The 23,235-nt window shown below is 62.0% G+C and carries 26 protein-coding genes; 9 read left to right on the forward strand and 17 right to left on the reverse strand.

The window, feature by feature from the left end; translation table 11 throughout:
- Nucleotides 1-168 precede the first annotated feature (168 nt).
- From QP512_RS08675 to QP512_RS08700, 6 genes are all read right to left on the reverse strand, one after another.
- A complete protein-coding gene (locus QP512_RS08675; RefSeq protein ID WP_144435376.1) occupies nt 169-897 on the reverse strand; it encodes a hypothetical protein in 729 nt (242 codons plus the stop codon).
- Between the two features lie 117 nt (nt 898-1,014).
- On the reverse strand, nt 1,015-2,922 hold the full coding sequence (locus QP512_RS08680; protein WP_286071724.1) for a UvrD-helicase domain-containing protein: 1,908 nt from the start codon (nt 2,920-2,922) through the stop codon (nt 1,015-1,017).
- A complete protein-coding gene (locus QP512_RS08685; protein ID WP_286071725.1) occupies nt 2,919-4,904 on the reverse strand; it encodes an AAA family ATPase in 1,986 nt (661 codons plus the stop codon). Before QP512_RS08685 ends, QP512_RS08680 begins: the two co-directional genes overlap by 4 nt.
- Nucleotides 4,905-4,956: 52 nt before the next feature.
- Nucleotides 4,957-5,607 carry a hypothetical protein gene (locus tag QP512_RS08690; protein ID WP_144435377.1) on the reverse strand — a complete coding sequence of 217 codons (651 nt, stop codon included), beginning with the start codon at nt 5,605-5,607 and terminating at the stop codon, nt 4,957-4,959.
- A 420-nt stretch (nt 5,608-6,027) separates the two neighbouring features.
- Nucleotides 6,028-6,384, reverse strand: a complete 357-nt coding sequence (locus QP512_RS08695) for a hypothetical protein (RefSeq protein WP_286071726.1) — start codon at nt 6,382-6,384, stop codon at nt 6,028-6,030.
- Nucleotides 6,385-6,933: 549 nt separating this feature from the next.
- The gene (locus tag QP512_RS08700) at nt 6,934-7,851 is read right to left on the reverse strand and encodes a LysR family transcriptional regulator (RefSeq protein ID WP_286071727.1); all 918 of its coding nucleotides are present in this window, start codon (nt 7,849-7,851) and stop codon (nt 6,934-6,936) included.
- Nucleotides 7,852-7,947: 96 nt separating this feature from the next.
- On the opposite strand from QP512_RS08700, the gene QP512_RS08705 reads away from it, so the two are divergent.
- Nucleotides 7,948-8,787, forward strand: coding sequence for a type 1 glutamine amidotransferase domain-containing protein (locus QP512_RS08705; RefSeq protein WP_286071728.1), 840 nt, complete (start codon nt 7,948-7,950; stop codon nt 8,785-8,787).
- Between the two features lie 96 nt (nt 8,788-8,883).
- Here QP512_RS08705 and QP512_RS08710 read toward each other — a convergent pair whose 3' ends face one another.
- A complete protein-coding gene (locus tag QP512_RS08710) occupies nt 8,884-9,459 on the reverse strand; it encodes a hypothetical protein (RefSeq protein ID WP_286071729.1) in 576 nt (191 codons plus the stop codon).
- A 398-nt stretch (nt 9,460-9,857) separates the two neighbouring features.
- Between QP512_RS08710 and QP512_RS08715 the strand changes: the two genes are divergently transcribed.
- From QP512_RS08715 to QP512_RS08735, 5 genes are all read left to right on the forward strand, one after another.
- Nucleotides 9,858-11,210, forward strand: a complete 1,353-nt coding sequence (locus tag QP512_RS08715) for a DUF1963 domain-containing protein (protein WP_286071730.1) — start codon at nt 9,858-9,860, stop codon at nt 11,208-11,210.
- Between the two features lie 91 nt (nt 11,211-11,301).
- A complete protein-coding gene (locus QP512_RS08720; protein WP_286071731.1) occupies nt 11,302-12,033 on the forward strand; it encodes a hypothetical protein in 732 nt (243 codons plus the stop codon).
- An 85-nt stretch (nt 12,034-12,118) separates the two neighbouring features.
- Nucleotides 12,119-12,598 carry a hypothetical protein gene (locus tag QP512_RS08725; RefSeq protein WP_286071732.1) on the forward strand — a complete coding sequence of 160 codons (480 nt, stop codon included), beginning with the start codon at nt 12,119-12,121 and terminating at the stop codon, nt 12,596-12,598.
- A 221-nt stretch (nt 12,599-12,819) separates the two neighbouring features.
- Nucleotides 12,820-13,362, forward strand: a complete 543-nt coding sequence (locus tag QP512_RS08730) for a hypothetical protein (RefSeq protein ID WP_286071733.1) — start codon at nt 12,820-12,822, stop codon at nt 13,360-13,362.
- A gap of 501 nt (nt 13,363-13,863) precedes the next feature.
- Nucleotides 13,864-14,646: a 3-hydroxybutyrate dehydrogenase gene (locus tag QP512_RS08735; RefSeq protein ID WP_286071734.1), complete on the forward strand. Its 783-nt coding sequence runs from the start codon at nt 13,864-13,866 to the stop codon at nt 14,644-14,646.
- Here the strand turns inward: QP512_RS08735 and QP512_RS08740 are convergent.
- The 7 genes from QP512_RS08740 to QP512_RS08770 all read right to left on the reverse strand — a co-directional run bounded on the left by QP512_RS08740 (nt 14,643) and on the right by QP512_RS08770 (nt 18,248).
- A complete protein-coding gene (locus QP512_RS08740; RefSeq protein ID WP_286071735.1) occupies nt 14,643-15,014 on the reverse strand; it encodes a DUF4180 domain-containing protein in 372 nt (123 codons plus the stop codon). The two genes, QP512_RS08735 and QP512_RS08740, sit on opposite strands and share 4 nt — an antisense overlap.
- A complete protein-coding gene (locus QP512_RS08745) occupies nt 15,007-15,873 on the reverse strand; it encodes an alpha/beta fold hydrolase (RefSeq protein ID WP_286071736.1) in 867 nt (288 codons plus the stop codon). The genes QP512_RS08740 and QP512_RS08745 overlap by 8 nt, the downstream gene beginning before the upstream one ends.
- Nucleotides 15,870-16,289 carry a helix-turn-helix domain-containing protein gene (locus QP512_RS08750; protein WP_058982586.1) on the reverse strand — a complete coding sequence of 140 codons (420 nt, stop codon included), beginning with the start codon at nt 16,287-16,289 and terminating at the stop codon, nt 15,870-15,872. The genes QP512_RS08745 and QP512_RS08750 overlap by 4 nt, the downstream gene beginning before the upstream one ends.
- A gap of 133 nt (nt 16,290-16,422) precedes the next feature.
- On the reverse strand, nt 16,423-16,881 hold the full coding sequence (locus QP512_RS08755; protein WP_286071737.1) for an SRPBCC family protein: 459 nt from the start codon (nt 16,879-16,881) through the stop codon (nt 16,423-16,425).
- A gap of 2 nt (nt 16,882-16,883) precedes the next feature.
- A complete protein-coding gene (locus QP512_RS08760; protein WP_286071738.1) occupies nt 16,884-17,198 on the reverse strand; it encodes a metalloregulator ArsR/SmtB family transcription factor in 315 nt (104 codons plus the stop codon).
- 11 nt (nt 17,199-17,209) lie between these two features.
- On the reverse strand, nt 17,210-17,665 hold the full coding sequence (locus QP512_RS08765; protein WP_286071739.1) for an SRPBCC domain-containing protein: 456 nt from the start codon (nt 17,663-17,665) through the stop codon (nt 17,210-17,212).
- 184 nt (nt 17,666-17,849) lie between these two features.
- Nucleotides 17,850-18,248, reverse strand: a complete 399-nt coding sequence (locus QP512_RS08770) for a MarR family transcriptional regulator (protein ID WP_286071740.1) — start codon at nt 18,246-18,248, stop codon at nt 17,850-17,852.
- Between the two features lie 137 nt (nt 18,249-18,385).
- Between QP512_RS08770 and QP512_RS08775 the strand changes: the two genes are divergently transcribed.
- From QP512_RS08775 to QP512_RS08785, 3 genes are all read left to right on the forward strand, one after another.
- Entirely contained in the window at nt 18,386-19,483 is a 1,098-nt protein-coding gene (locus tag QP512_RS08775; protein WP_286071741.1) for an NAD(P)/FAD-dependent oxidoreductase, read from the forward strand.
- 142 nt (nt 19,484-19,625) lie between these two features.
- On the forward strand, nt 19,626-20,213 hold the full coding sequence (locus QP512_RS08780; RefSeq protein WP_286071742.1) for a TetR/AcrR family transcriptional regulator: 588 nt from the start codon (nt 19,626-19,628) through the stop codon (nt 20,211-20,213).
- A 92-nt stretch (nt 20,214-20,305) separates the two neighbouring features.
- Nucleotides 20,306-20,806, forward strand: coding sequence for a hypothetical protein (locus QP512_RS08785; protein WP_286071743.1), 501 nt, complete (start codon nt 20,306-20,308; stop codon nt 20,804-20,806).
- 11 nt (nt 20,807-20,817) lie between these two features.
- Here QP512_RS08785 and QP512_RS08790 read toward each other — a convergent pair whose 3' ends face one another.
- From QP512_RS08790 to ftrA, 3 genes are all read right to left on the reverse strand, one after another.
- A complete protein-coding gene (locus tag QP512_RS08790; protein ID WP_286071744.1) occupies nt 20,818-21,285 on the reverse strand; it encodes a chemotaxis protein CheW in 468 nt (155 codons plus the stop codon).
- Nucleotides 21,286-21,382: 97 nt separating this feature from the next.
- Nucleotides 21,383-21,826 carry a BLUF domain-containing protein gene (locus tag QP512_RS08795; protein ID WP_286071745.1) on the reverse strand — a complete coding sequence of 148 codons (444 nt, stop codon included), beginning with the start codon at nt 21,824-21,826 and terminating at the stop codon, nt 21,383-21,385.
- Between the two features lie 95 nt (nt 21,827-21,921).
- Complete coding sequence (gene ftrA / locus QP512_RS08800) at nt 21,922-22,923, reverse strand: transcriptional regulator FtrA (protein ID WP_286071746.1); 1,002 nt, start codon at nt 22,921-22,923, stop codon at nt 21,922-21,924.
- Nucleotides 22,924-23,235: the final 312 nt, after the last annotated feature.

The raw sequence follows: 23,235 nt of genomic DNA on the forward strand, positions 1-23,235 counted from the left end.
GTCGTCTAGACAATGCTCTCGGAGGCTCGGTGTTCACACGCTACGACGCCACCAGATGGCGGGAGAAGACCGTCGCACACTGTGCCCGTCACGCGGTAGAGCCGGGTAAGCGCGGAATCGAGATGTGAACTTAGAACTCCCCTCACAAAAGCGCATCGTGCGGGGTGATCACTTAGTAACGTAGGCCAACATAGGCGCTGACGCTTGCCCGATCGCAACGATTCCTGTCACCACCGTTACTAGGTTCGCAAGAGTAGCGAGACGATCCATAAAGGACTTTCCCTCAGCAGTGGACATGCTGATCTTGCCACTCTCGCTGAGGTTGGCGTGCGCAACCGAACACAGCACTGCATCCAGAATCGGTGCGGCGCCCGTGATGAAGTATGTGTCGATCGTGTTTACTACCACCTTGAGTCGATCCAACAGAACCTTCTTCAGATCGTCAGGGAATGAGGACTGCAGTACAAAGTCAATCAGTTCGTTGGTACTACTACGAATCTCTTGCAACTGCTCAGAGGTCAGGGCCTTTCCGGGCTGCTTGGACTCAAAAAGCTCATCCATACTACTGAGGAACTGAATGGTGTGCGTATCGATAGGCGACATGTAGTCAGCCCAGCGGGTTCCAAATATGTTGCGGCTGAATGCAGAAAAGAAACATCCAACCATATGCTGGTGAGTGTTTCGAGCAAACTGCCGAGGATGATTGGACTCCAGCTGAGCTACAACTTGACCAGGAAGCGCCATCACACGCCCCACCCTGTCCAAGAGCGTAGGTGTGTGATCGCGTTGGACGCCGAGAATTACACACCATGCGTCATGCGCAACGATTGTAGGGTCTATGTCTCTTCCAGCTTCAACGATTGACAGTAGGCGACCTGCGGGGTTGTCTCCGTACATCCACTTCTCCTGCTAAAGGCGGCTATGCACTGGCTTCACTGCCGTGACGATTGAGATATCGCCGGCTAGGCGGAGCTTAACTCGGTCAATCTCAAGAATATCTGATTGCAACGAAGCTTAGGCTGACATGTCAACCACCCTCCACCCATTAGATTGCAGTGCAGCCAACTGTGGAGCAGTCACGCGATCTTTGTGAGTTGCGATAGCTAACAGCTCAGTGGGACGGGACATGCCAACGTAGAGACCTCGATATGCCCCCTTGATCGATTTAGGACCGCTGGGCATCGGGGATCCATTGGCAATGCTCTCCATGGCCGCCCCAATGTCATGCCGTTTCAGGTGATGAACTATTCCATCAAGAACTAAAGTGGCTAGGTGCGTCTCCCCCTTTACGGATGCAGTGGTTCCAACCTCAACTGACACCGTTCTTCCGCTATGAGAGACAACGACTGAGTTGTTCAATAGGCAGGAATCGGAGCTGGCATCATCATCCGTCTCCAGCGCCGCTGCGAATTCACTCTCATCGATCTCATCTTTCAGAAGAGGTTTCAGTACATCAAATATCTGAGAGATCGTCTGTGGCCAGGTGCTCGTCCCAATCAAATCTCCAGTTACCGCTAGCCTGTATCGAAGGCTACGGATCGGCGCAACGTCAATACCCTTTCCCTCAAGCGCTCGTAGAAGCCCGCTCGCGTCTCGCACGTCACGAACGATTTTGCTCCCTCCTGCTCGCAAACAGAGCAGGAGGGCGCGGGAGATGTCGCGAGTGCGCTTGGACAGGTCGACGGGAGCGACCCCCCATCCCGGAGGGGCTGCCAGAAGTGATCTGACAGACTCCTTTCCGCTTGCGCCAGATGCAGTCATCGAGAACAGAGGGTAGTAGTCAACGACATGGCGGCCGAGTCCCAATTTTGATGAGCCGGTCTTTCTTGAGCAGATCGCCTTGATGGGCAGCCCAGCACGATCCTGGTCACTCAAAGTATCGATGACTATTTGACCGAATCGACCGATAACGTCACCAACGTTTCCGTCGTCATACAGAATCACTACCGGCGCGTGCTCGCCCTGTCGCTCGGATACAACTTGCGCAGGATAGTCTTGAACAGAGGAAACGATTGCCGCAATGTCCTTTGGAAAACGTTTAGTAGAACTTACGGTGAGAGCCCCTTCTTTCGGAAAGGTGAGTTGCCCTTCATCCTTTCCATTGTTGAGTATCCTCTGGTTGCGGTCGCCGAATCTCTGCATAGTCACTGAGTCTCCGAAGATTGAGTTCAGAAGATGTTCTTGCTCAGAGTCGGTATCCTGCATTTCATCAATGAGAACCAGTGGATATCTCCATGACGCCGCGCGGGTTACAGAGGGTTGCCTCTTCAGTAGGTGACTCGCGAAAGCAAGCATATCCGCGTGGCGGAAAATTCCTTCGGAAGTCAGTTGATGTTTGATCTCTTCGGCTTGCTTCCATGTAGGTGAGCTCTCGCCAGGAAGACTTCCGATCTCCGTGCCGAGCTTGAGGTCTTCGCCGACGTGGATGAGCGTCCCGACGACATCGTCGCCATTAGGCTGCCTTTTCGCCCAACCCCTGAGAGTCCACTTCCTTTGCATTAAGTAGAGAGCATTTCTTTCAAACACGTCATTGTCGATGGAGTCGATCTCAATACCCTCAGACCGAAGCAGGGGCAGAGCAAGATGCGTGTTGATAAATGAGTGAATAGTTCCTATGAAGTGTGGATACGACAGTAGTGATGCGCCATGAGCATTCGATGCCAGGCGCTTCGAAATCTCCGTGGCTGCTACGTTTGTGTGGCTTATTACACAGATACCTCTGTTAGCGTGCTTCCACTTAGACGACAGCAGTATCAGTTTGGCAGCAAGGAGCGTAGTTTTCCCGCTTCCCGGAGCGGCCTGTACGTCACAGGAAGTCATCGCTTGAAGAACTGTGGCTCGTTCAGGGTCAGTGAAGTCCAAGCCAGGCATCAGATCAGCTAGTAGCGCCAAGTCTTCATCAGTGATTGTAGGCAGGGTCATGCGATCTCCTCTTGCGCGGGCTCAGCGTCATCATTCCCCGCTGAGGCGCATGCCCTTGGTGCACCAGTGGTAACGTGAAGCAGAGCTTCGCGAAGATAGCGGGGCAGCATGTCCAAGAGATCCTGTCCACCGCCATAGTTTCCACTGGCGAGAAGTCGAGCCGCGAACTGCGCGGCGACTGCCTTGGAGGCATCGCCTTCGTAGAGTGGCTTATAGATCTCACATGCCATAGCAACTTTGTCGCCGGCATGTTTGCCTTGGAGGATCGCCCACGTTGCAGCCGCCTCGACCTCCAGATCGGGAATTTTGGATTCGTCGAACTTAAGCCCCTGAGACTTCTTAGCGCAAGCTAGGCTTACTGCGATGAAGATAAGTTGGGAGCAGCCGCTCAGTGCGAGATCATACTCAAGCGTCCATTGATCTGAGACAAAGACACGGACAGACTTTTCATCCTCCACCTCGACCCTGTCCTTCTTCCTCTGTACCACTGCAGCAACCTCCGCTGTGGTGTAGTCCTTTTCAAATCGCTTCTGGCCCTTCTTCTTTGGCGGATCGACGTAAGTCGCCTGCGTTGGAACGATATCTCTGTCAGTAACGCAACCTACTGGGATGCCAACCGAATCGGACCCGCCCGCGCGTTGGAAGATTCGTGCGTAGTGGTACAGCCCGACATCACCGACGTTGACGATCGACACGCCGTGGGCTGAAAGAGACAGCCCGGCTGCCTCAGCGAGCGCCGGAAGTAGCAAGGCTTCACCTGGTGCTTCTACTACCAAGATGCCTCGCGCGAAGAACAGGTTCGCCTTTGTTGCATCAAGAAAGCGCTCCAGGTACTCGAAATCAAGCTTATCCAGACGGGTGTCCGCCTGCCGGAGCGGGTATGTCCTAGATTTCCTGACCAGGATAAGTGACTGCAAAGGAGCGGTGGTCGCAAGGGAAGGGCTATGAGTTGAAAGGATCACCTGCACTGGGGATTGATCGTCCGCGCTCTTGCTCTCCATCAGTCGGAGCACTCGGTCCTGAAGCTGAGGATGCAAGTGCGCCTCGGGTTCTTCAATGAGTAGCAGCGGAAGTCCCTCTTCGTCACCACTCAACAGAACCAATTCAGTTGCCATGAACAGTGCGTTGTTGTATCCAAGCCCGCGAGCGCATTTCGCATCCTGATCAACGGCTTCCGGTGGAGTTAGCGACAGCTCGAATCTTTCAAGAATCTGAGTAAGACTACTGGACCCAGCGATGCGGATCCGGGAGGAGAGTGCCTCCCCTTCGAACGACATTCGGGAAAGGTAGTTGTTATTGATTTCATCTTGGACTGTGCCGATGGTCTCATGGCGCTGAATGTCATACTGCGCGCGACTCATCATCCCCACAAGCGTCGCCGGCGGAGTGCCGCCTTCAGGATCGAAGTCATTTTTGTCTTGAGAGACCATTGACTTGTGAGCGCCGAGTATCTGCGAAAGTCGCGACAGCCTGCCGGGCCGAAGCTCAGCCTCTGCATCTCGCAGAGGGCGTAGATAAGTCGCCCTGACCAGTTCTCGCACAGCAGCACCGACCTCGGGGCCTGAGCCATCCGCCCCACATCGGGTAACCGAGAACACTCTTGACCGCCTGCCTGGAGTGGCCGGTAGGCGTGTCGCTTGCAGATGAAGGATCAGCGATCTAGTGCCGTCCTTCTCGTAGGTAAGCCATTCCAGAACAGCTGCCTCTTGGGAGACGGACAGTTCCTTCAAGCATGCCTGGATTGTCAGTGTCTCAGCCTGCGCTGCACCATGCACATGAAAGTCCGACTCTTGGATTCGAACGCTCTCATAGCTCGTGGTCCAAAGGAGGAGCCGGATGGCATCGATGATAGTCGTCTTGCCGGCGTCGTTCTCCCCGATAAGGACGTTCAAGCCGTTGTTGAGCGTGAGGTCCAACTTCGGTGATGACTTTGTGTCTCCAAAGCCTCTGAAACCGCTCGCTTTGATGCTATGCAGGTACATGATCCATTTCCCTATTGGCTCTAAGTTACGTAACTGCAATACCGACTAATCCCTACGGTAGGTGAGGTGGCGGAGCGTGCCCAAGTCGCTCTGCAATTTTCCGCTGCTGAGACGTCAGCGCCGGCCAGATGAGGTGCACTCGACTGGCGGGCATGGCTTTGAGGTCGTCCCTATGTTTATCATTTGATAGGGATACCTTGAAGAAGCTGGGGTTGTGATCGATCTGGTGCTTCTTGAGGCGCCAAAGCACAACGAACGCGTACTTCGGCGTCAGCTTTCCGTTCTTTCTGTAGTAGGCGAGCGCATTAGGCAGGATGTCTCCCTTTCCGGTTCCCTCCCTTGCCTCGGCGTCACTAACTCTCTGCAGCCGTTCGATGCAGCTGTCTTGGCGCATCCTTTCCGTAAGCCTAGAGAGCTTAGCGCGCGCGTCGACCTCGCTTAGCTTCCGGCCATCTTCATAGACGGCGACCTTGAATCTAAGTATGCAGGTCGAGCCGACGAGCATCGTGTTCTGGGTCAGCTGATTCGCAATCTCGAACTGGTACCGAAGCTGCTCTTGCTCACACAACTCGCAGCAAACTGTCGGCTGCTCGTGATCGATCGTTGTCTCGGTGAACCTCCACTCAGAGAAAGCTTCTGGAAGAGTATTCGCTACAGAAAGCGGGACGATGTTGTCCCTCACGCGTTCAATGAACTGCTGCACTTGATGCTCCCTCATCTGCGCAATCTGGCTTCGTATCGCCGAACTAAGTCTAAAGCGCTATGCTTTTCCATGCCCCTTGCGTCGTGTGGAAAGATGCGCTCAGATCAAGCGTCTTCAACACTCAGCTTGCAGGAGCTATATCTTGGGCCGACCTTAGAAGGTCGAGTGTGGTAGTGCGCAATTGCTTTTCGCCCATGCAAGGGCTCATAGTTCGCCATCGATACCGTGACCCAGTTCACATGCCTGTTCAATACTAAGCTCAGCCAGAATGTCGAACAAGCCCTTGGCAATCCAAGGGTGGACCGCCGAGGGAACTGTAGACACGTACTGTCCATCTAGTTATCCGCTTATGGTCGGAAGTGGGGTTAGCTAATACCCGACTCGATCAAATCTGCTGAACGTGTTCTCGCTCAGCCTCACTCACTCCGGCCTAACCTCCCGACAGGCCCACTCAACCAGTCCCCGGCAAGCCAGAAACAACCCATCAACCACCCCCTCATCCAAATGCCGTTCCGGGTCCGCTGCTACCCGGCAGCGGTCTGCCGCGTGCAGTAGCTCCAGCACCGTCAGCGCCCCCACCAACGCGCGCTCGGTCCTCGCCAAGCTCACGCGGCGGCCGGGTGACACGTCGGTTTCTGGCCAGGGGTGCCCATCAGCACCCTCGCAGCCGCGCATGCGTTTGAGGATGCCGAGCAGGGAGTTCAGATCGGGCAGGGGAGTGTCGTCGTTGATGGGTTCAACAACGGTGTACGAGGAGAAGGTGTCGGATTCGTTCATGGCGTCGGCTTCCGTGGCTGTGCTTAACAGCGCCACCGCGAAGAGGTGGCGGACGATGCGTGGCTGCAAACCGGAAGAAGCAATGTCATAAACCGGTGGGCCCGAAAGCCCCCACGCACCGCCCGCCAGAAAGGCCGACGGATTGCCCGCCGGCACCGGTTAAGGACGGTGCCGACGGGCAAGCGCAAACTACAGACATCGCTTTCTTCGGGTTTGCAGACCCGAGCCATCCGTTTTCGGTGGCGCGCCATGGTGTTAACGCCGTAGCTTCGAATGCCAATAGAAATTCGTGAAGGAATCGCGGAATCCGAGAGCGAAGAACTATTGTTGCACGCACCATTCGTGCAGCGCGCGACACCGCCGGACGCATTCGCGCAGCTGTTCTGCTGATAGCGAATCAACGTGGCGCAATCGCCCACGCCACATGGGAATAGCGCGACAGCCTGCTTTGCAACAGTTCTTAATCCGGCTCTCCAAGTAACGGCGTCGAATCAGCCACATATCCCGAAAAGCGGTTCAAACCCGACACCACCAGCGAGCCTCGCGGCTTCAACCAACGCCAGCCTCAGCCGCATTCCCCACCAGCAACTCAATCATCGCCCGTGCCGCGGCCGACTGCCGCCGATGCGGCGCATAGATCACCGAGAACGGCCGCGACCGCCCACGCAGCTGCGGCAATACCTCCACCAGCTCCCCCCGCTGCAACCGCTCGCGCACGATGAACGCATAGCTCTGGCAGATGCCGATGCCCTGTTCGGCCAGCGACACCACGCCCAGTACATCGTCGGAGGTCTCGATGGACGAACGCGGCAGCCAGTCCACGTCGCGCCCGCCGTCGCGGAAGATCCACGGCGCCAGCCGCCCAGTGCGCGGCATCACAAACGGCAGGCACAGATGCTGCTGCAGGTCGTTCAACGTCTGCGGCATGCCACGGCGTTTCAGATAGTCGGGCGCGGCCACCAGCAGCAGCGGGGCGTCTTCCAGCTTTCGCCCCACCAGCCCGCTGTCCGGCAGCTGGCCCAGGCGGATGGCCAGGTCGAAGCCTTCGGCCACCAGGTCCACGTTGCGGTTGGTGATGTTCAGTTCCACCTGCACCTGCGGGTACTGCTGCGCAAAGCGCGCCAGCACGGGCGGCAGCCGGTAGTGGCCATAGGTGGTGGGCACGCTCAGGCGCACGCGGCCGGCCAGCGCACCGTCCTGAGCCAGTACATCTCGCTCGGCATCGTCCAGCAGGCCGAAGGCGGTGCGCACCTGTTCCAGATAGAGCCGCCCGGCGTCGGTCAGGCCCACGCGGCGGGTGGTCCGCTGCAGCAGCTGCCGGCCCAGCCGCGCTTCCAGGCGGGTCACCGCGCGGCTCAGCACCGAGGGCGTGGTGGACAGCGCCACCGCGCCAGCCGTGAACGAGCCGTGCTCGACCACCGCCAGGAACACCTCTACATCGCCCAGGTAGTCGAACTTGCGGCTCATTTGGCTCTCCGGGGAACAGATGTTTTGCGATGGGGCCAATTTATCGCCGCTGGAGCGATGAATAAAGTGGCGGCCATACCCCGATAGGAGCTCCCCATGAACCTGATGACCCGGCTGGCCGCAGCGCTGGCCCTGACCCTGGCCGCGACCGGCGCACATGCCGCCAACGTGCTGGTGGTGCTGTCCGACGAAAACCACTTGGACCTGAAGGACGGCAAGGTGCTGTCCACCGGCTTCTATCTCAACGAGCTGATGCAGCCGGTCAAGCTGCTGCTGGACGCGGGCCACGAGGTGACCTTCGCCACGCCACAGGGGCGGGCGCCGACGGTGGATGCGTCCTCGGTGACGCCGGCGTACTTCGGCAACGATGCCGCGCAGCTGAAACTGCACAAGGACCTGATGGAGAAGCTGGCGCTGACCTCGCCGACGGCCTCGCCGGTGGTGAGCCTGGCGCGCGTGGAGCAGCAGGGCTACGCGCGTTTCGATGCGGTCTACATTCCCGGTGGCCACGCGCCGATGCAGGACCTGCTGAAGAGCCCGGCGCTGGGCCGGTTGCTGGCCGACTTCCACCAGCGCAACAAGACCACCGCGCTGGTCTGCCACGGGCCGATCGCGCTGCTGTCCACGCTGCCGGAAGCGGCGGGTTTCGTGGCAAAGCTGGAAGCGGGCGCGACGCCGGCCACGCAGAAGTGGATCTACAGCGGCTACCGGATGACGGTGATCAGCAACCAGGAAGAAGAGCAGGCCAAGCCGCTGCTGGGTGGCGGTGAGATGAAGTTCTACCCGCAGACTGCGTTGCAGCAGGCGGGTGCGACGTTCAGCAGCAACACCACGCCGTGGACCGGGCATGTGGTGGTGGATCGCGAGCTGATTACCGGGCAGAACCCGGCTTCGGCGCTGGAGGTGGGGCAGCGGTTGGTGGAGCGGTTGAAGTAGGGCGGGGTCTGCACAGCAGGCTGCCAGCCTTGTGGGCCGAGGGGCCAGCACCTCGGCCTGTCTGTGGAAGTGCCAGCGTGGTCGGCAGAGAGGGCATCAGCCCTTCGCGAGCGCTGCTCCTGACAGATCTTCAATCTGGGAAAGGGCGTGACGCGTCGCGGTCCAATCGCCGGCGTGCCTGATCGCCACGCCTCCGGCCGCTGTCCAGGCATCACAGTTCGCTTCGAAATCGTCGATCAGAACATCGCCCGGCTGGTGCATGAAGAGAGGCTTGTGCCTGCCGCCGAGCACAGGCAACACCAGGCAGGTTGCTGACAGGTGCTCGCGGACCCACTGCCGCTTCTGCATGGCAGCGAGTGGATAGTTCGATTTCGGGCAGGCCGTGAGAATCACCGGGTTCAAGTGGTGGATGCTGTGGAAGAACTCCACTGCACCGTGCATCGGCGGAAGGTCGCGGAAGAATGACGGGTGGTTGTTGATGTGCGTCCACATCTCGTCGTCGGCAAGCACGCGGTGGTCCAGGCCAAACAGGGCGGGAAATGCCGCGTCGAAGTCGGCCATTACGCCATCAAGATCTACGTAGATGGTGCGTCTGGATGCACTCGATCCACCGGTGTGCTGGTTCGCGAGCGGGTCCATCATCGGTACTGACTTCACATCATCAGCGTTCATTTACGCGCTCTCCTTTCAAGAGTGGGCTTTCTTCTTCATCGGTTCCCCAGTAGCGGGGCAAAGTGTTTGGCGATTGCGACAGATATGGCAGCAATCGCGATGCCGACTGCGCCGGCACGGCTGAAGGGGCCGGCGACCCACGGATGCCGCAATCGGCATGCTGGAAATGCGGCTTATGTCGCGGCGCTTCTTCAAAGGCCTGCCGGGTGGCTGACCTGGCCCTTGACCAAGACGCACGGCCCGCAGCGGCTGGCTCATTTCGCCAACCAACACGCAGTCTGGCGCGCTGGTGAGTGGATCATCGCCGGGCGCTACTGGCAGACCGGGTGGTGATATACCTGTGGTGCTCGATCCAGACTCAAAAGGACGTCATCGAAATGGATGCTCAGGCAGATTCAATGTACCACGCCGACCAGCGCGACCACCATGCTGAAGCCGTGCTTGAGGCCTTCTTCGCCAAGCACCGCACCCCGGCCCTGGTGCTGCAGCGTTTCTACCCGCCGGCGGCATTCCCCAGGGTTCGCAGCCGTCTAGGCGGTCTGCCGCAATTGCCCGATGGGATGGATTGGCCGGTTGGCGAGAGTTACGGCAAAGTGGCGCCGATGCACTTCCTGGCGCAGATCGATTGCGCCGAGCTGCCACGCGTGGATCCCGATATGCCCTCGCAAGGCATGCTGTTCTTCTTCGCCATGAACGACGAAGAGCAGATATGGGACACGGACGAACCGCAGCAACGCGTGCGTGTGCTGTACGCGCCCGAGGTCGCGGTCGATCAGCACGTGCGTGCGCTGCCGGACGGCGTGCGCCCGATTCTGGAGGAGGGTCCTTCGGACCATGCGCACCGCAATCCTGCATGGCTGCTGCCTGACGAAGATGGCCCATGCGTGCATGTTCAATGGCCCTTGGTGGCGCGGCACATGGATACTTGGCCGGACGAGCTGGAGCTGCCGCCGGGTGAGGAGGATCGGCCGTACTACGAGATCTACCCCTCGCGACTGCACGAAATGCGGCTGGGCGCGGTGGTGGCAGCGACGGGCCTGTTTCCGCGCGCGGACGCCGCCACGGAATGGGAGCGCCCGCAGTCACCTGCGTGGACCTTTCCGGTGCAATGGTTGCGTTACCAGACCGATTTTCCCCAAGTAGGCATCATCATTGACCGCCTTTCACGGGTGATCGGCAATGAACGGCGTGCAGGCAAGCGCGGGAAAATCGATTACGCCGACGTACGCGCGTGGGTGAAGCGCGCCGCCGCCATTGGTCTGGATGAAGCCCCGGATGATGCAACGCGGGAGGCATTCCGTGAATGGATTATCGGACAGATCAGCGACGACTTCGAGCGTATGACGCTGACCGACCTGGGCATGGGCCGGGCGTTCACCAAGGGACTGCTGGCGGCGGTTGCCTACGCGGCAGGGTCACCCGTTGCGGCCGCACGCATTCCTGCACTGATGTACCGCCACTTGCAGGACGAACATCTACCGTTTGATGAAAGCCTGGGCATGTTGCCTGATGGCCGCAAGCGCTGCGCCGAGGCGCGCGTGCACCAGATGCTGGGGCACGTGCCGCGCTTGCACGGCATCGTGCCCGACGTGGAAGGCGAGGGCGACGCGGTCTGCCTGCTGCAGTTGGCGTGTGACCCGGCGATTGATCTGGTCTTTGGTGACTGTGGCCAGGCCACGTTCTGGTTGAGTCGTGAGGATCTGCGCAACTGCAGGTTTGACCGCGTCGTGGGTGTGGTGGAGTCGCACTGATTGGGCATGGCAAGGCCGGCATGGCACCATGGCGGGCTTGCCTCGTCCCTTCGGGAGGGGCCGTTTTCCCAGGGAAGCCCTCGAACACGACATGCCAACGTCTTTTTTCATTCTCTCCGCCCTGTGCCTTGGCCTGCTGTCCGGCTGTGCCAGTGGCCCGGAAGAGCACGCCTCAAGCCGCGAGATCACCAGTGCGTTCGTCGCCGACGACGGCCAGCTGTACCTGTTGCCGCGCTATGACGAGCCGATGCGCTTCAATGCCGCACCGTTCCGCGAGTACCGGGCGCTGATGGACAGCCCGCTGCGCGAAGCGGTGGCCTGCGCGCAGATGTACTTCCACGAGGACTGGCGCGACCCGGCCAACAAGGCCAAGGTGCATGGCAGCTATGCGCTGCTGCTGCGGCAGGAGCAGGTAACGGCGGAGCAGGCCGCGCAGTTCAAGCTGGAGCGGATTGAGGTCGCCCCGCGTGAGGCCAAGGCCGTGGAGGAGCGGGCGCGCTACTACCTGCCGATGGACCGGACCCGCTACGCGCTGGCGTTTGACCGGGCCTGCAATCTTTCAAGGAAGGGCGGCAGCTATTACAGCGTGCTGTTCGAGGGCGACGGCGAGCAGGTGCAGTTGCCGGATGCTGCGGCGCTGGTAGAGAAGGGGAAGCTGGCACAGCCGATCAGTGCGCGGGCGCAGCGGATCCTGCCGGAGAGGGAGGACAAGCCGGGTGTGGGTTCGGCGGCTGGCAAGGTGCTCGGCGCGGCGTTGATCCCTGTGGCGGTGCCGGTGTTTGTGTTGAGCCTGCCGTTCCTGGGGCCGGATCATTGGAAGTGATGGGGCGTTGAAGCCAGAGCATCCACGCGTGCCGTGGATCTAGTCGGGCCTTGCAAGTGCCTGAACGTTCATCCTGGAGATCTGTGTGCCCAGCACGCTGGAAACTGCTTTGAAGACCGTAGGTTTCATTGTCCTTGCGGCGCTTCCATTGGTGATCCTCTGGTTTACCCTTCGGCGAATGTCGGCAACTGCTCGCTCGTCCGTGAAATCGGGGCTGCGTTTGGATCCTCCTCGTCGGATCTCCGGAACATCCATGACCTTGGTGATGGTGGATGGCAAAGAGGATCGCGAGCACTACTTCTTTGATGCGGAGTCCTTCTACCTGCGACGTGGGCCGGTGCCTACGGCGGTTCCGCTCTCGCAGATCACCTCAGTCACACGAACGTCCGACGTCATCTATTCACGCTATGTCTGGCAGGTGTGCTTCAGCAGAGCATCGGGTAGAAAGTGCGTGACGTTCACCAACAACCTGACGCTGTTCAACCGGGATTTCCTGCTGTTCCTGGAGGCGGTGCGGAAGGCCAATCCGCTGGCGACCGTTGATCGGGCGGGCATCCTCTTCTAGAGCGTGTTTGAACTTCGGTATGAACAGTGTCACTGCAATGGCATCACAGGGCGCAGCCACTGTTTGACCGATGTGATCGATGAGAAATGGGCGTTGTCCGCTCGTTCCTGCGCGCGACGCAAAGCGTGGGCCTTGGTACCTGTGACGAAGACGCATTTGAGATAATTGTCGAGACGACTTACGTTTATGGCATGCGGCCAATCTCTGCGGAGTAGTTCCTGATGATGTGCCGATCGACGCTGGACGTATCCCTGATTCACGCCTATGCGCTTCCTCTCGGCATATGCGTGGCAGCAGCCGTGGTTCTGATCGCAATATGGCTTGCATCCCGCTCTGGCGGGGTGCCAGCCAGGAATATTGCGCTCGGCTCGGCGCTGGCCGTTGTTGTCGTAGTTGCCTTTGGCCTCGTATATCAAGCGCGGACAGCGTACATCGCCATTACAGATGGCCAGCTGATTGGGTCAGCAGCGTTTGTCCGACTGCAGCTCCCGCTTTCCAGTGTCGCGTGGCAGGACGCTTCCGATGCTTCAAGGATCACGCTGCCTCACCGGCAACGTGGGACCAGCACCGGGGGCGTTGAACTTGGCAAGTTCGGCATGCAGAACGGTCGCAACGTCTTCGTGCTGCGCACGGATCGTATCTCTGTTCTCGTCACAGCCAGAGGGGATATTGACTTGATTCTGGACCGGCGTCTTTACGAACAGCTCAAAGCATGCTTGGATCAGGTGAGTGAGACCGGCGGCCATCGAGGAACACTGCAATGATCAGCAGGAAGTACTGGTTTACCAGGAAGAAGTACGGATGGGGCTGGGGGATGCCGTGCGCGTGGCAAGGCTGGCTTGTGTACGCAGTCGCATTCGGCCTGCTACTGTCGGGTCCGTTTCTGTTCTCTCCATTTCGCGAGCCCATCGCGTTTCAGCTCTACACGTGGGCCGTGGTGTTGGTGCTTGTCCTTATCTGCTGGATGAAAGGCGCCCCGCCCGGTTGGCGGTGGGGGGAGTAGAACGGCCGCAGAAGCTATTTTCGGACGTGTTCGATCCGCCGGGCAAAGCATGGATGCATTGCCCTTGTGGGAGTCGGACAGCATCGCCAGCGGGCCACGGATGCGTCCCCTCTGAGGCGTACCGTCCGTTTTGAAAGAACGCTGGACACTTCCCTCGGCGGCTACCCAACGCGTTCTGACCGTTAATTGACCAATGTAGCGTCGCTGAAGCGGGGCGCCGGCAAAGCTACACTGACCACCTACGCCCAATGGAAGCTCACCCATGTTCAGTGGAAAGGTTGCGGTGGTTACCGGCTCCACCAGTGGTATCGGTCTTGGCATTGCCTCCGCGCTGGCCGGGCAAGGGGCCGACATCGTGTTGAATGGCTTCGGCGATGCGGCGGCGATCGAACGCACCAGTGCCCGCCTGGAAGCCGAGTTCGGCGTACGGGTGGTGCATGACGGTGCCGACCTGTCCAAGGGCGAGGCGGTGCGAGGGATGATCGACCACGCCGTCGCGACGATGGGGCGCATCGACATTCTGGTGAACAATGCTGGCATCCAGCACACCGCATCGATCGAGGAGTTTCCTGTTGAGAAGTGGGATGCGATCCTGGCGCTGAACCTGTCGGCGGTGTTCCATGCAACGGCGGCGGCCTTGCCGCACATGAAGCAGCAGGGCGCCGGCCGCATCATCAACATCGCGTCGGTTCACGGCCTGGTGGGCTCGGTGAACAAGTCCGCCTATGTGGCGGCCAAGCATGGCGTGGTGGGGTTCACCAAGGTGACCGCGCTGGAGAATGCGGGCAGCGGCATCACCGCCAACGCCATCTGCCCGGGCTGGGTGCGAACGGCGCTGGTCGAGCAGCAGATCACTGCGCTGGCCGACCGCGAGGGCACAGATCAGGAGACCGCCGCCCGCGCGCTGCTGGCCGAGAAGCAGCCCTCGTTGCAGTTCGTGACGCCCGAGCAGCTGGGCGAGATGGTGGTGTTCCTGGCCTCGGACGCAGCAGCGCAGATCACCGGCACGGCACTGCCCGTGGATGGGGGCTGGACGGCGCGCTAGCTGGCCGACACGGGAAGACGTGCCAGCAGGGCATCCCAGTCGGACACGAAGCAGCCGTTGTGGCCGCGGTTGCATTCGGTGATCCACGCGTCCAGTGATTCGCTCTGTGCGCGGTAGGCGCTGACATCGCCCAGCACGGCGAAACGCAGGCGGTAGTTCACCAGCATCTGCAGCCATTGCCCGGCCATGCCGGAGCGAAGCTCGAAGAAGTCTGCCGAAAGGCGCTGCACCGGCACGGCAATCCACTCGGCCTGATGCCCAAGGGCGTCGCCGACCAGATGGCGCAGGCCGTTGGCATGGAGTGCGGGGCCCTGCGGCGCGATGCGCAGGAGGCGGGTGGTGCCGAAGTGTTCAATGGAATCATTCATGCTGGAGGTTCTGCAGTTGACGCAGCCGGGCGAGGATGTCTTCGCGCAGGCCGGGGATGTAGTGATAGGCGTCTGCGAGCAGGGTGACGTCCGCCGTCGGGACGAGCCGCTTCATGCGTTCGGCGGCGGCAGGGGTGTCGATGAGGGCATCACGCGCGCCCATGACAAGGGCTACCGGCGGATGCAACGCAGCCAGGCGCTCGTCGCTGATGCGGGGAATGCGCAGCGGACGTGGCCGAACCTCGGCACGGATCAATGCCAACAGGTCGAGCAGCGGCTGCGCACGTGCAGGTGCATGCAGTGGCGCGGGACCCATGACCGCGCGGCGCAGGCGCTCGCGTCCCCATCGGCCAAGCAGCAACAGTGGCAGCGCCTTGAGCAGGAATGCACGCTGGCGCCCGATACCCGAGGGGCTGACCAGGACCAGTGCGTTGACCCGGGCAGGCCTTCGCAGCGCGTAGTCCAGTGCCAGGAAGCCGCCGAACGACAGGCCCACGAATGCTGCACTTTCCATGCCGAGTGCGTCGAGAACATCATCCAGCCATTGCGCATGCGCATCGCTGTCCAGCGCAGGTTGCGTGCCTTCGCTGAGGCCCGGTTCGCCAATGATGTCGACGGCATGCACGCGGTAGTACTCGCTCCAACGTTCGGCATCGAACATCCAGCTGGCGGCATTGCTGAGGGTGCCATGCAGCAGCACCAGGGCAGGGCCGTGTTCCGGGCCGCAGCTGACCACGAATGTCGAGCCGGCGCGGGTGGCGAGATGGTGCGATTCGTGGGGTCCCGGCCAGTCCGAAAGCACCTGGCGGTAGGCGGCAAGTACGTGCTGCGTGGGAATGCCGGGGCGCTGCCGCTTCATGCGCTGCGGTCCTGCAGCAGACGCTGCAGGCTGACCAGCAGCGCCGTGGAACCCGCCAGGCCACCGATCACGATCAGCTTGAGCACATCGTGCTCAGGCGAATAGATCGTCTCCATGCGCAGCGGCTCATCGTCGGCCTCGCGGCCGGTGACGCGCGCATGCAGGGCACGGACCAGGTCGGCGGCACGTGCCGCACCGCATCCGGGAATATCCACCACCGTGGTCAGCTGTGGGCGCGCAGCGGAGGGCTCACGCACGGTGCCGGTGAACACGTCGAGGTCTTCAGCGGTGATGCGATAGGACTTGCCGATGCGGGTCGCGCGCAGTTGGCCGCTACGGATATGCCGCAGGACGGTTTTGGGGTGCAGGCTGAGCTGCTGGGCAGCCTGATCGACGGTCAGCAACGCGGGGGACATATCGGAACTCGAGAACCATGTGCTCCCTATTGTTACATGAAGTGTAGTTTTAGAGAGCAATTGGGGATTGCGCGGCGGCGGCGACAGGGGCCATCTGCCCGGTGCCGCTCGCGCGGGCCAACCATCCCGATGACTACGCCGGCTTGGCAAACACATCCAACCCCTTGCCCGTTTCCAGCAGCGACTTCAGGCTCGACAGCACGATCGGCCAGCCCTGGCGGATGCCGGTATCCATGCCGCTGCCGGGTTCAAGCTCGTCGTGGGTAACCGTCAGCCGCACCATGTCCTGGTAGGGCACGATCTCGAAGGTCACCCGGCTGTAGGCAGCGGGATTGTCGGCCTGCGAGGCGGCGGCCCAGGTGATGACCAGCCGCGAGGGCGGGGTGCTTTCCACCACCTCGCCGACCAGTTCGACCGAGCGCGTTTCGTTGGCGCGCACGTGCTGCCAGCGCGAGCCGGGTTTCCAGTCCGAGACGTTCTCGTGGCCCCAGTAGCGGCGGGCGATCTCGGGGCGGGTGATGGCCTCGAACACCTTCTGTGGCGTGGAGGCGATGTAGATCACGTGGATGAAGCGGGTCGATTCAACGGACATCGTCATTCTCCTTCCAGCTCGCGTTTCAGGTCATGCAGCAGGCTCAGGCGCTGCTGCTCGAACTTGCGTACCCACCGCTCATAGACTTCATGCAGCGGCACCGGGTTGATGAAGTGCAGCTTCTCGCGGCCACGGCGCACGGTGCTGATCAGGTTCGCGTCTTCCAGCAGGCCCAGGTGCTGGGTGACCGATTGCCGGGCCATGTCCAGGTGTTCGCACAGCTGGCCCAGGGTCTGGCCGTTGGTTTCGCAGAGTAGGTCCAGCAGCGTTCTGCGCGTGGGGTCGGCCAGTGCCTTGAACACCTTGTCTGCATTCATGCGGGGCGTCTTCAGTTCCAGTTGTCGATCCTGATGTCGTGTGGGTTGGGCTGGCCCTTGCCGGTTTCCAGCAGGGCTTTGAGGCTCATCAGGAACACCGCCCACTTGGTGCTGCAGTGGGAGGTGAACTCGACGCGTTCCTTCCAGCCTTCGTGGCTGAACAGCACGATGCAGTAGTCGCCTTCCTGTTTCAGTGCAAAACGCGCATGCGTGCCGATCCATTCGGCGGGGCCCGCCAGGAACTTCCAGAGCACCAGCTCGCCGGGAATGAGCTGTTCGAGCTGCATTTCCATGGCGCCGATTTCCTGGCCGTTGTTGGTGAAACGGACCTTGACCGTGCCACCGGTCTCGCGTTCGCCGTGGGTGTCTTCGGCCCACCAGGCGGCGACGCCTTCGGGGGTGGCGAGGGCTTGGTACACCTGGCTTGCAGGGGCCTTGATGCCGACCCTGTGTGCGATATCCACCATTGCAGGTTCCTCGCGATGGGCAGGCGGGCGCCGCCCTTGGGATGAACTATATGCAGGTAAATGCCTGCATGTAAAATCCGGCCCATGGAGCTACGGCCGTGGTAGTGCCGGCCGCTGGCCGGCATACCCATGGCGCTGGGTGACTGCAGTTGCCGGCCAGCGGCGGCACTACCCGGGTGATGCGTCAGTTTTCCGCGTCCTGCAGTGCTGCATGCAGTTTGTCGGTGATCCGCTGCAGAGCGGCCAGGTCATCGGCAGAGAGATGGTCGAGGAAATACTGGCGGATGCCGGCTATGTGTAGCGGCCGTGCTGCGCTCAGCTGCGCGTGACCTTCTGCGGTCATGCGGATCACTACGACCTTGTCGCTGTTGGTATCGCGCTCGATCAGCCCACGGGCGGCCATGCGCGTCAGCTGATGCGAGAGCCGCGTCTTGTCCCATTCCAGGTAGTCCAGCAGCTCGCGCTGGCGGCGACAACGATCCTCGGCCTGGCTCAGCTCCATCAGCACGATGAAGTCGGCTTTGGACAGCCCGGTACTGCGGGTGATGTCCTGAACGATGCGGCCGGAGGTGATCTCGGCCATGCGCCGGAAGCCGCGCCAAGCGGCCCATTCGTCGGGTGTGATGCTGGGGGAGGTCATGGCTGCACGTTGCCGGGACATGGTTGACATGTCAACTTGCTCGTTCTACGGTTGACATATCAACTCACGTGGATCGCGCCATGCAGCACCCTCCCCGCATCGCCGTCATCGGCGCAGGCCCCGCTGGCCTGACCGCTGCGCTGATCCTCCATCGCGGTGGCTACCGCTTGAGCGTGTACGAGGGTGAATCGTCCGGGCAGCAGCGCACACAGGGAGGAACCCTGGATCTGCACGACGATTCCGGCCAGGTGGCGCTGCAACGCGCGGGCCTGCTTGAGGCCTTCCGTGCGATCGCACGGCATGAGGGGCAGGAGGCGCGGATGGGCGACCCGTGGTCAGGGGAGATCACCCCCGGTGGGTTCGGGCCGGAGGGGAGCAAGGACAAGCCGGAGATCGACCGCGGCGATCTGCGCCAGTTGCTGTTGGACGCGCTGCCGGCGGACACGGTGCAGTGGGGCCACCGCCTGGCCGAACTGGTCCCTGCACAGACGGGCGGCCACCGCCTGCGCTTCGCCAACGGCGTGCAGCGGGAGGCTGACATCGTGATCGGTGCCGATGGTGCATGGTCGAAAGTGCGCGCGGCTTTGAGTGCCAGCCAGCCGCTGCCAACCGGCATTACGTTTTTCGAGGGCTGGATCGAGCGGCCAGCAGCGGACATCGCAGCGATGGTCGGGCAGGGCAGCCTGTTCTGCTTTGGCGGCGAGGAAGCCCTGTTCGTGCAACGCAACAGCGGCGATCGGCTCTGCGTGTATGCGGCGCTGAAGCGCTCCTCCGAGTGGCTCGATGCACGGATTGCACAGCACGGCATGCGGACGCTGGTGGCAGGCAGCTTTGCCGGGTGGGCCCCGAACCTTCGGCGCGTGCTGGTGGCCTGCACGGACTTCGTGCGGCGGCCGATCTACAGCCTGCCGGCGGATTTCCGCTGGACCCCGCGCGATGGCGTGACCCTGATCGGCGATGCGGCGCATCTGATGCCGCCGGTGGGCGTGGGCGTGAACCTGGCGATGCTGGACGCGTCGGATGTGGCGATGGCGTTGTGCGCGCAGCCGGATGCGATCAGCGCCATCCACGAAGCCGAAGCGCTGGTGTGCGAACGCGCCCGCGCGCTGATGCCGGATGCGATCGAGGGGTTCCAGCGCTGGTTCATTACGGAAGGCGCTGCTGACGGTGGTCGATGATCGCTCGCCTGGCAATCGACCGGTTGCCCGACGCCGTGCGGGGGCGACGCCCGGCGCCGAAGTCGAGCGGTTGCAGCGTCGGTCTTTCCGCGTAAGCTTCCGGGGGTTGACGGGCGAGTCTACCGACTAGTAGATTGGTAGCATGAAGGAATCGTTGTCCCCCAAGGCCCAGGAGATCCTGGCCCACGCCCGTTCGCTGCTGGAGGCCGGCGGCTACAACGGCTTCAGCTACGCCGACGTGTCGGCGCGGGTGAACATCAGCAAGGCCAGCATCCATCACCACTTCCCCAGCAAGGCGGATCTGGTGCGCACGGTGGTTGAGCTGTACCGGGCCGAGGCGCGCGAAGGCTTGGCGCTGCTGGACCGGCAGCTGGCCGACCCGCTGCAGGAGCTCAACGCCTATGTGGACTACTGGTCCAGCTGTATTGCCGGCGGCACGTCCTCGTTCTGCATCTGCGCGATGCTGGCGGCAGAGGCACCGATGATTCCTGCCGAGATTGCCGAAGAAGTGCGCGGGCATTTCGAGGATCTGAGCGGCTGGCTGACCGTGACGCTGGAGAAGGGCGCAGCGCAGGGCCAGTTGCGACTGCAGGGTTCGGCTGCGGACGAAGCCAGGGCGTTCATGTCATCGGTGCATGGCGCGATGTTGGCCGCGCGCGGATTCGGCGATGCGGCGACCTTCGCTGCACTGGCGCGGTTGGCCATCGCGCGGGTGAGCGCGACTGCCTGAGCGGCGTGTGGTGGGCCTGCGGCAACGCAGGCCCTTTTTCTGAACTCGACACCTACCTACTAGTAGGTTCAATCACTCCCTGGAGATGTTTCATGTCGCATCCTCTATCCACGCTTGGTGTGTTCCATACCGTTGTCAGCCTGATCCCGGTTCTCAGCGGTCTGTATGCCTTCATTCGCCATCGCGCCATCGACCCTGCCACACGCTCGGGCAAGGTGTACCTGACGGGACTGGTGCTGTCGGTGGCGACGTCATTCACCGTCTCCAGCACGGGTGGCCTCAATCCAGGCCACGCGTTCGGCGTGATCGTGCTGCTGGTGGCGTTCGGCGGCGTGCTGGCCGCGCGGCTGCGCTGGCTGGGTCGCGCAGCGCGCTACGTGTCGCCATTTGCACTGTCTTTCAGCTTCCTGCTGTCGCTGGTGCCAGGCGTGAATGAAACGCTGACGCGGTTGCCGGCTGCGCACCCGATTGCCGCGGCGCCGATGGCACCGGTGGTGCTGCACACGCTGCTGGCCTGCCTGGTGGTATTCGTGATCGGCTTTGCCGCGCAGTGCTGGAGGCTGCGAAACCATGCCTTGGCAGGACGATCCTGAGACGCCGCCAGTCACCCCCGCGTCGCAAGTGCGCCCAGCAGTGCCAGCGGTTCGATCAGTGCAGCCGAGCGCGCCGGGTCAAGTTGAATGTGCCGGCTGCAGAAGCCGAACGATCGGCCTGTGGCACGCTCGGGGACGCGTGTGGTCGCGTCCGGTGTCTCAATCTCCAGCACTTCATCCACGCCCAGCGCCAAGGTTGCAGTACCGGCGTTGATCAACAGCATGGCCGGGCTGCCGCCATCGAATGCCGGTTGACCGCTCAGCTTGCGCAGGTCGGCCACCGGCAACGGCTGCCCACGTACCTCCAGGGTCCGCCGGCCCTGATGATCTGCGGGGCCGAAGGTCTCGGGGCCGCGTATTTCCAGGGCGGTCTGGACATCGATCGCGAACAGGGCCGTGCCTGCGCGCATGACGACGACCTCGAACAGCTCGGCGGGCGAGGTGCGTGTTTCCGTTGAAGGTTGAGCAGGTACAGGCATGCGGTGTAGGTGGCAAAGACGATGGACTGCGCGGCTTGAATGATGACGCGTGCAGGGAAGACGCGGTTGCGCGGGCGCGCGCGCGCAAGGCGGTGGTTCAGCTGTATCCAGCGCACGCACGTTGAGCGCCGACGGTGCCGATGCGCGGGAAGTGCGGACGCAGCAGGCCGACGAGCTGATCCATGCCCGGAACGGAATGGCCAAATTCGTCCCATCGCGCATTGACCAGGCCGGACACCATGATCTGCCCGGTCTCGATGCGGGTCATGGCCCAATAGGGGACAGCACGCGTGCTGATCGCCATGTCCAGGACCGGCACGATGGCAGCATGTGCTCGGCTGTCATGGATGCGTCGCTTGACCGCCTCCAGCCCGTCGGGAGGACCTTCGACGTACTGGAAAAACCGCTGCCCATCAACGAGCAATGCACCGGTCACGTCCACCCGGCGGTTGAACGCGGCAGATCGGGAAACGATCTGCTGGAGGAATTCATCGGAAAGCCCAGCCGACATATGGCTGGCGTAAGCAAATGCGTGGAGCATGGAAGGGGCTTCTTGTGACGCTCATCACTATACGTGCGGCGCCGCAGCCCGCCGTGAGCCTTTCCTCACGTGGTGCTGGCAAGCAGTGCGTTGGCTCAGCAGCCCAGCAACCGATCCGCGCCGACACCGCCGCGGTGCTGGTTGCGGTACGCGGTCGGGCTGGCGTCGGCCTGGCTGCGGAAATGGCGGCGGAACGACTCCTGCGAGCCGAAGCCGGCCTGTTCGGCGATCCACTGCAGCGGCCGGTCCGTGGTTTCCAGCAGCTCGCGCGCAAACGCCACGCGCTCGCGGATCAGCCAGTCGATGGGTGACAGGCCGGTGGCTTCCAGGAACTGCCGTTGCAGGGTGCGTTGGCTGAGTGCAGCCTGCTCGGCGAGACTACCGAGCGAGTGCGGTTCACGCAGATTGCGGCGCATCCACTCCATCAACTTCGCCAACCGCGTGGGCTCGCCGTTGGGAATGGCCCGGCTGACGCGCTGGCTGCGCCCGGCATCGCGCCACGGCGCCAGCACCAGCCGTTCGGCGACGAGGTTGGCTACCCGTGCGCCGTAATCCTTGCGCACCATGTGCAGCATCATGTCCATGCCGGTGGCCGAACCTGCGGAGGTGATGATGCTGCCGGTGTCCACGTACAGCACATCCTCGCGTACGTCGATGCGCGGGAAGTCGCGTGCCAGCGCTTCGGTGAGGCGCCAGTGGGTGGTGGCCTGGCGCCCATCGAGCAGCCCGGCCCACGCCAGCACGAACGCACCGGAGCAGATCGAAGCGATGCGTGCGCCGCGGCCGTGCGCGCGGATAAGCGTATCGAGCAGCGCCTGCGGTGGACGCTCGCTGGGTTCGCGCCAGCCGGGAATGACGATGATGTCGGCGTCGTCGACGGTATCCAGCGCGTAGGGCAGTTGTACCTGCGTGCCACCCAGCATGCGTAGCGCACCCGGTTCGCCCGCACACAGTTGGGTGCGGTACCAGGCCACGCCGAGTTCCGGCCGCACAGGCGCGAACAGGCCGACCGCACAGCCGAACTCGAACAGCCCCTGGCCGTGGCAGGCGACGATGGCGACGAGCGGCGCGGTGGGATCGGCAGGTGGGCTGGGCATGGCGTGATGCTACGGGCGGTGATGCGCGGTGCGGAGAGGTGCGCGGGCATGAGGTGATGCCTGTGGAGCATGTGCGGCCCCGGCGGCGGATCCCTTCCTGTAGAGCCGAGCCCACGCTCGGCTCAAAACTGGCAGAAGTGGATGCATCTGACGCCGTCGCGAAGAGCAGCCGAGCGTGGGCTCGGCTCTACAGACAGCAGTGCACCGGCGCGGGCTGCCTAACCTCATTACCAGCAGTCATGTGGGTGGCCGGATGTTACGCCTGGGTGACGCGATCGCGCCTGTCGCGGTGGGTGAACAGGCCCTTGAATG

Origin of the sequence: Stenotrophomonas sp. 57, assembly GCF_030291075.1 — a bacterium.
Taxonomy (GTDB): domain Bacteria; phylum Pseudomonadota; class Gammaproteobacteria; order Xanthomonadales; family Xanthomonadaceae; genus Stenotrophomonas.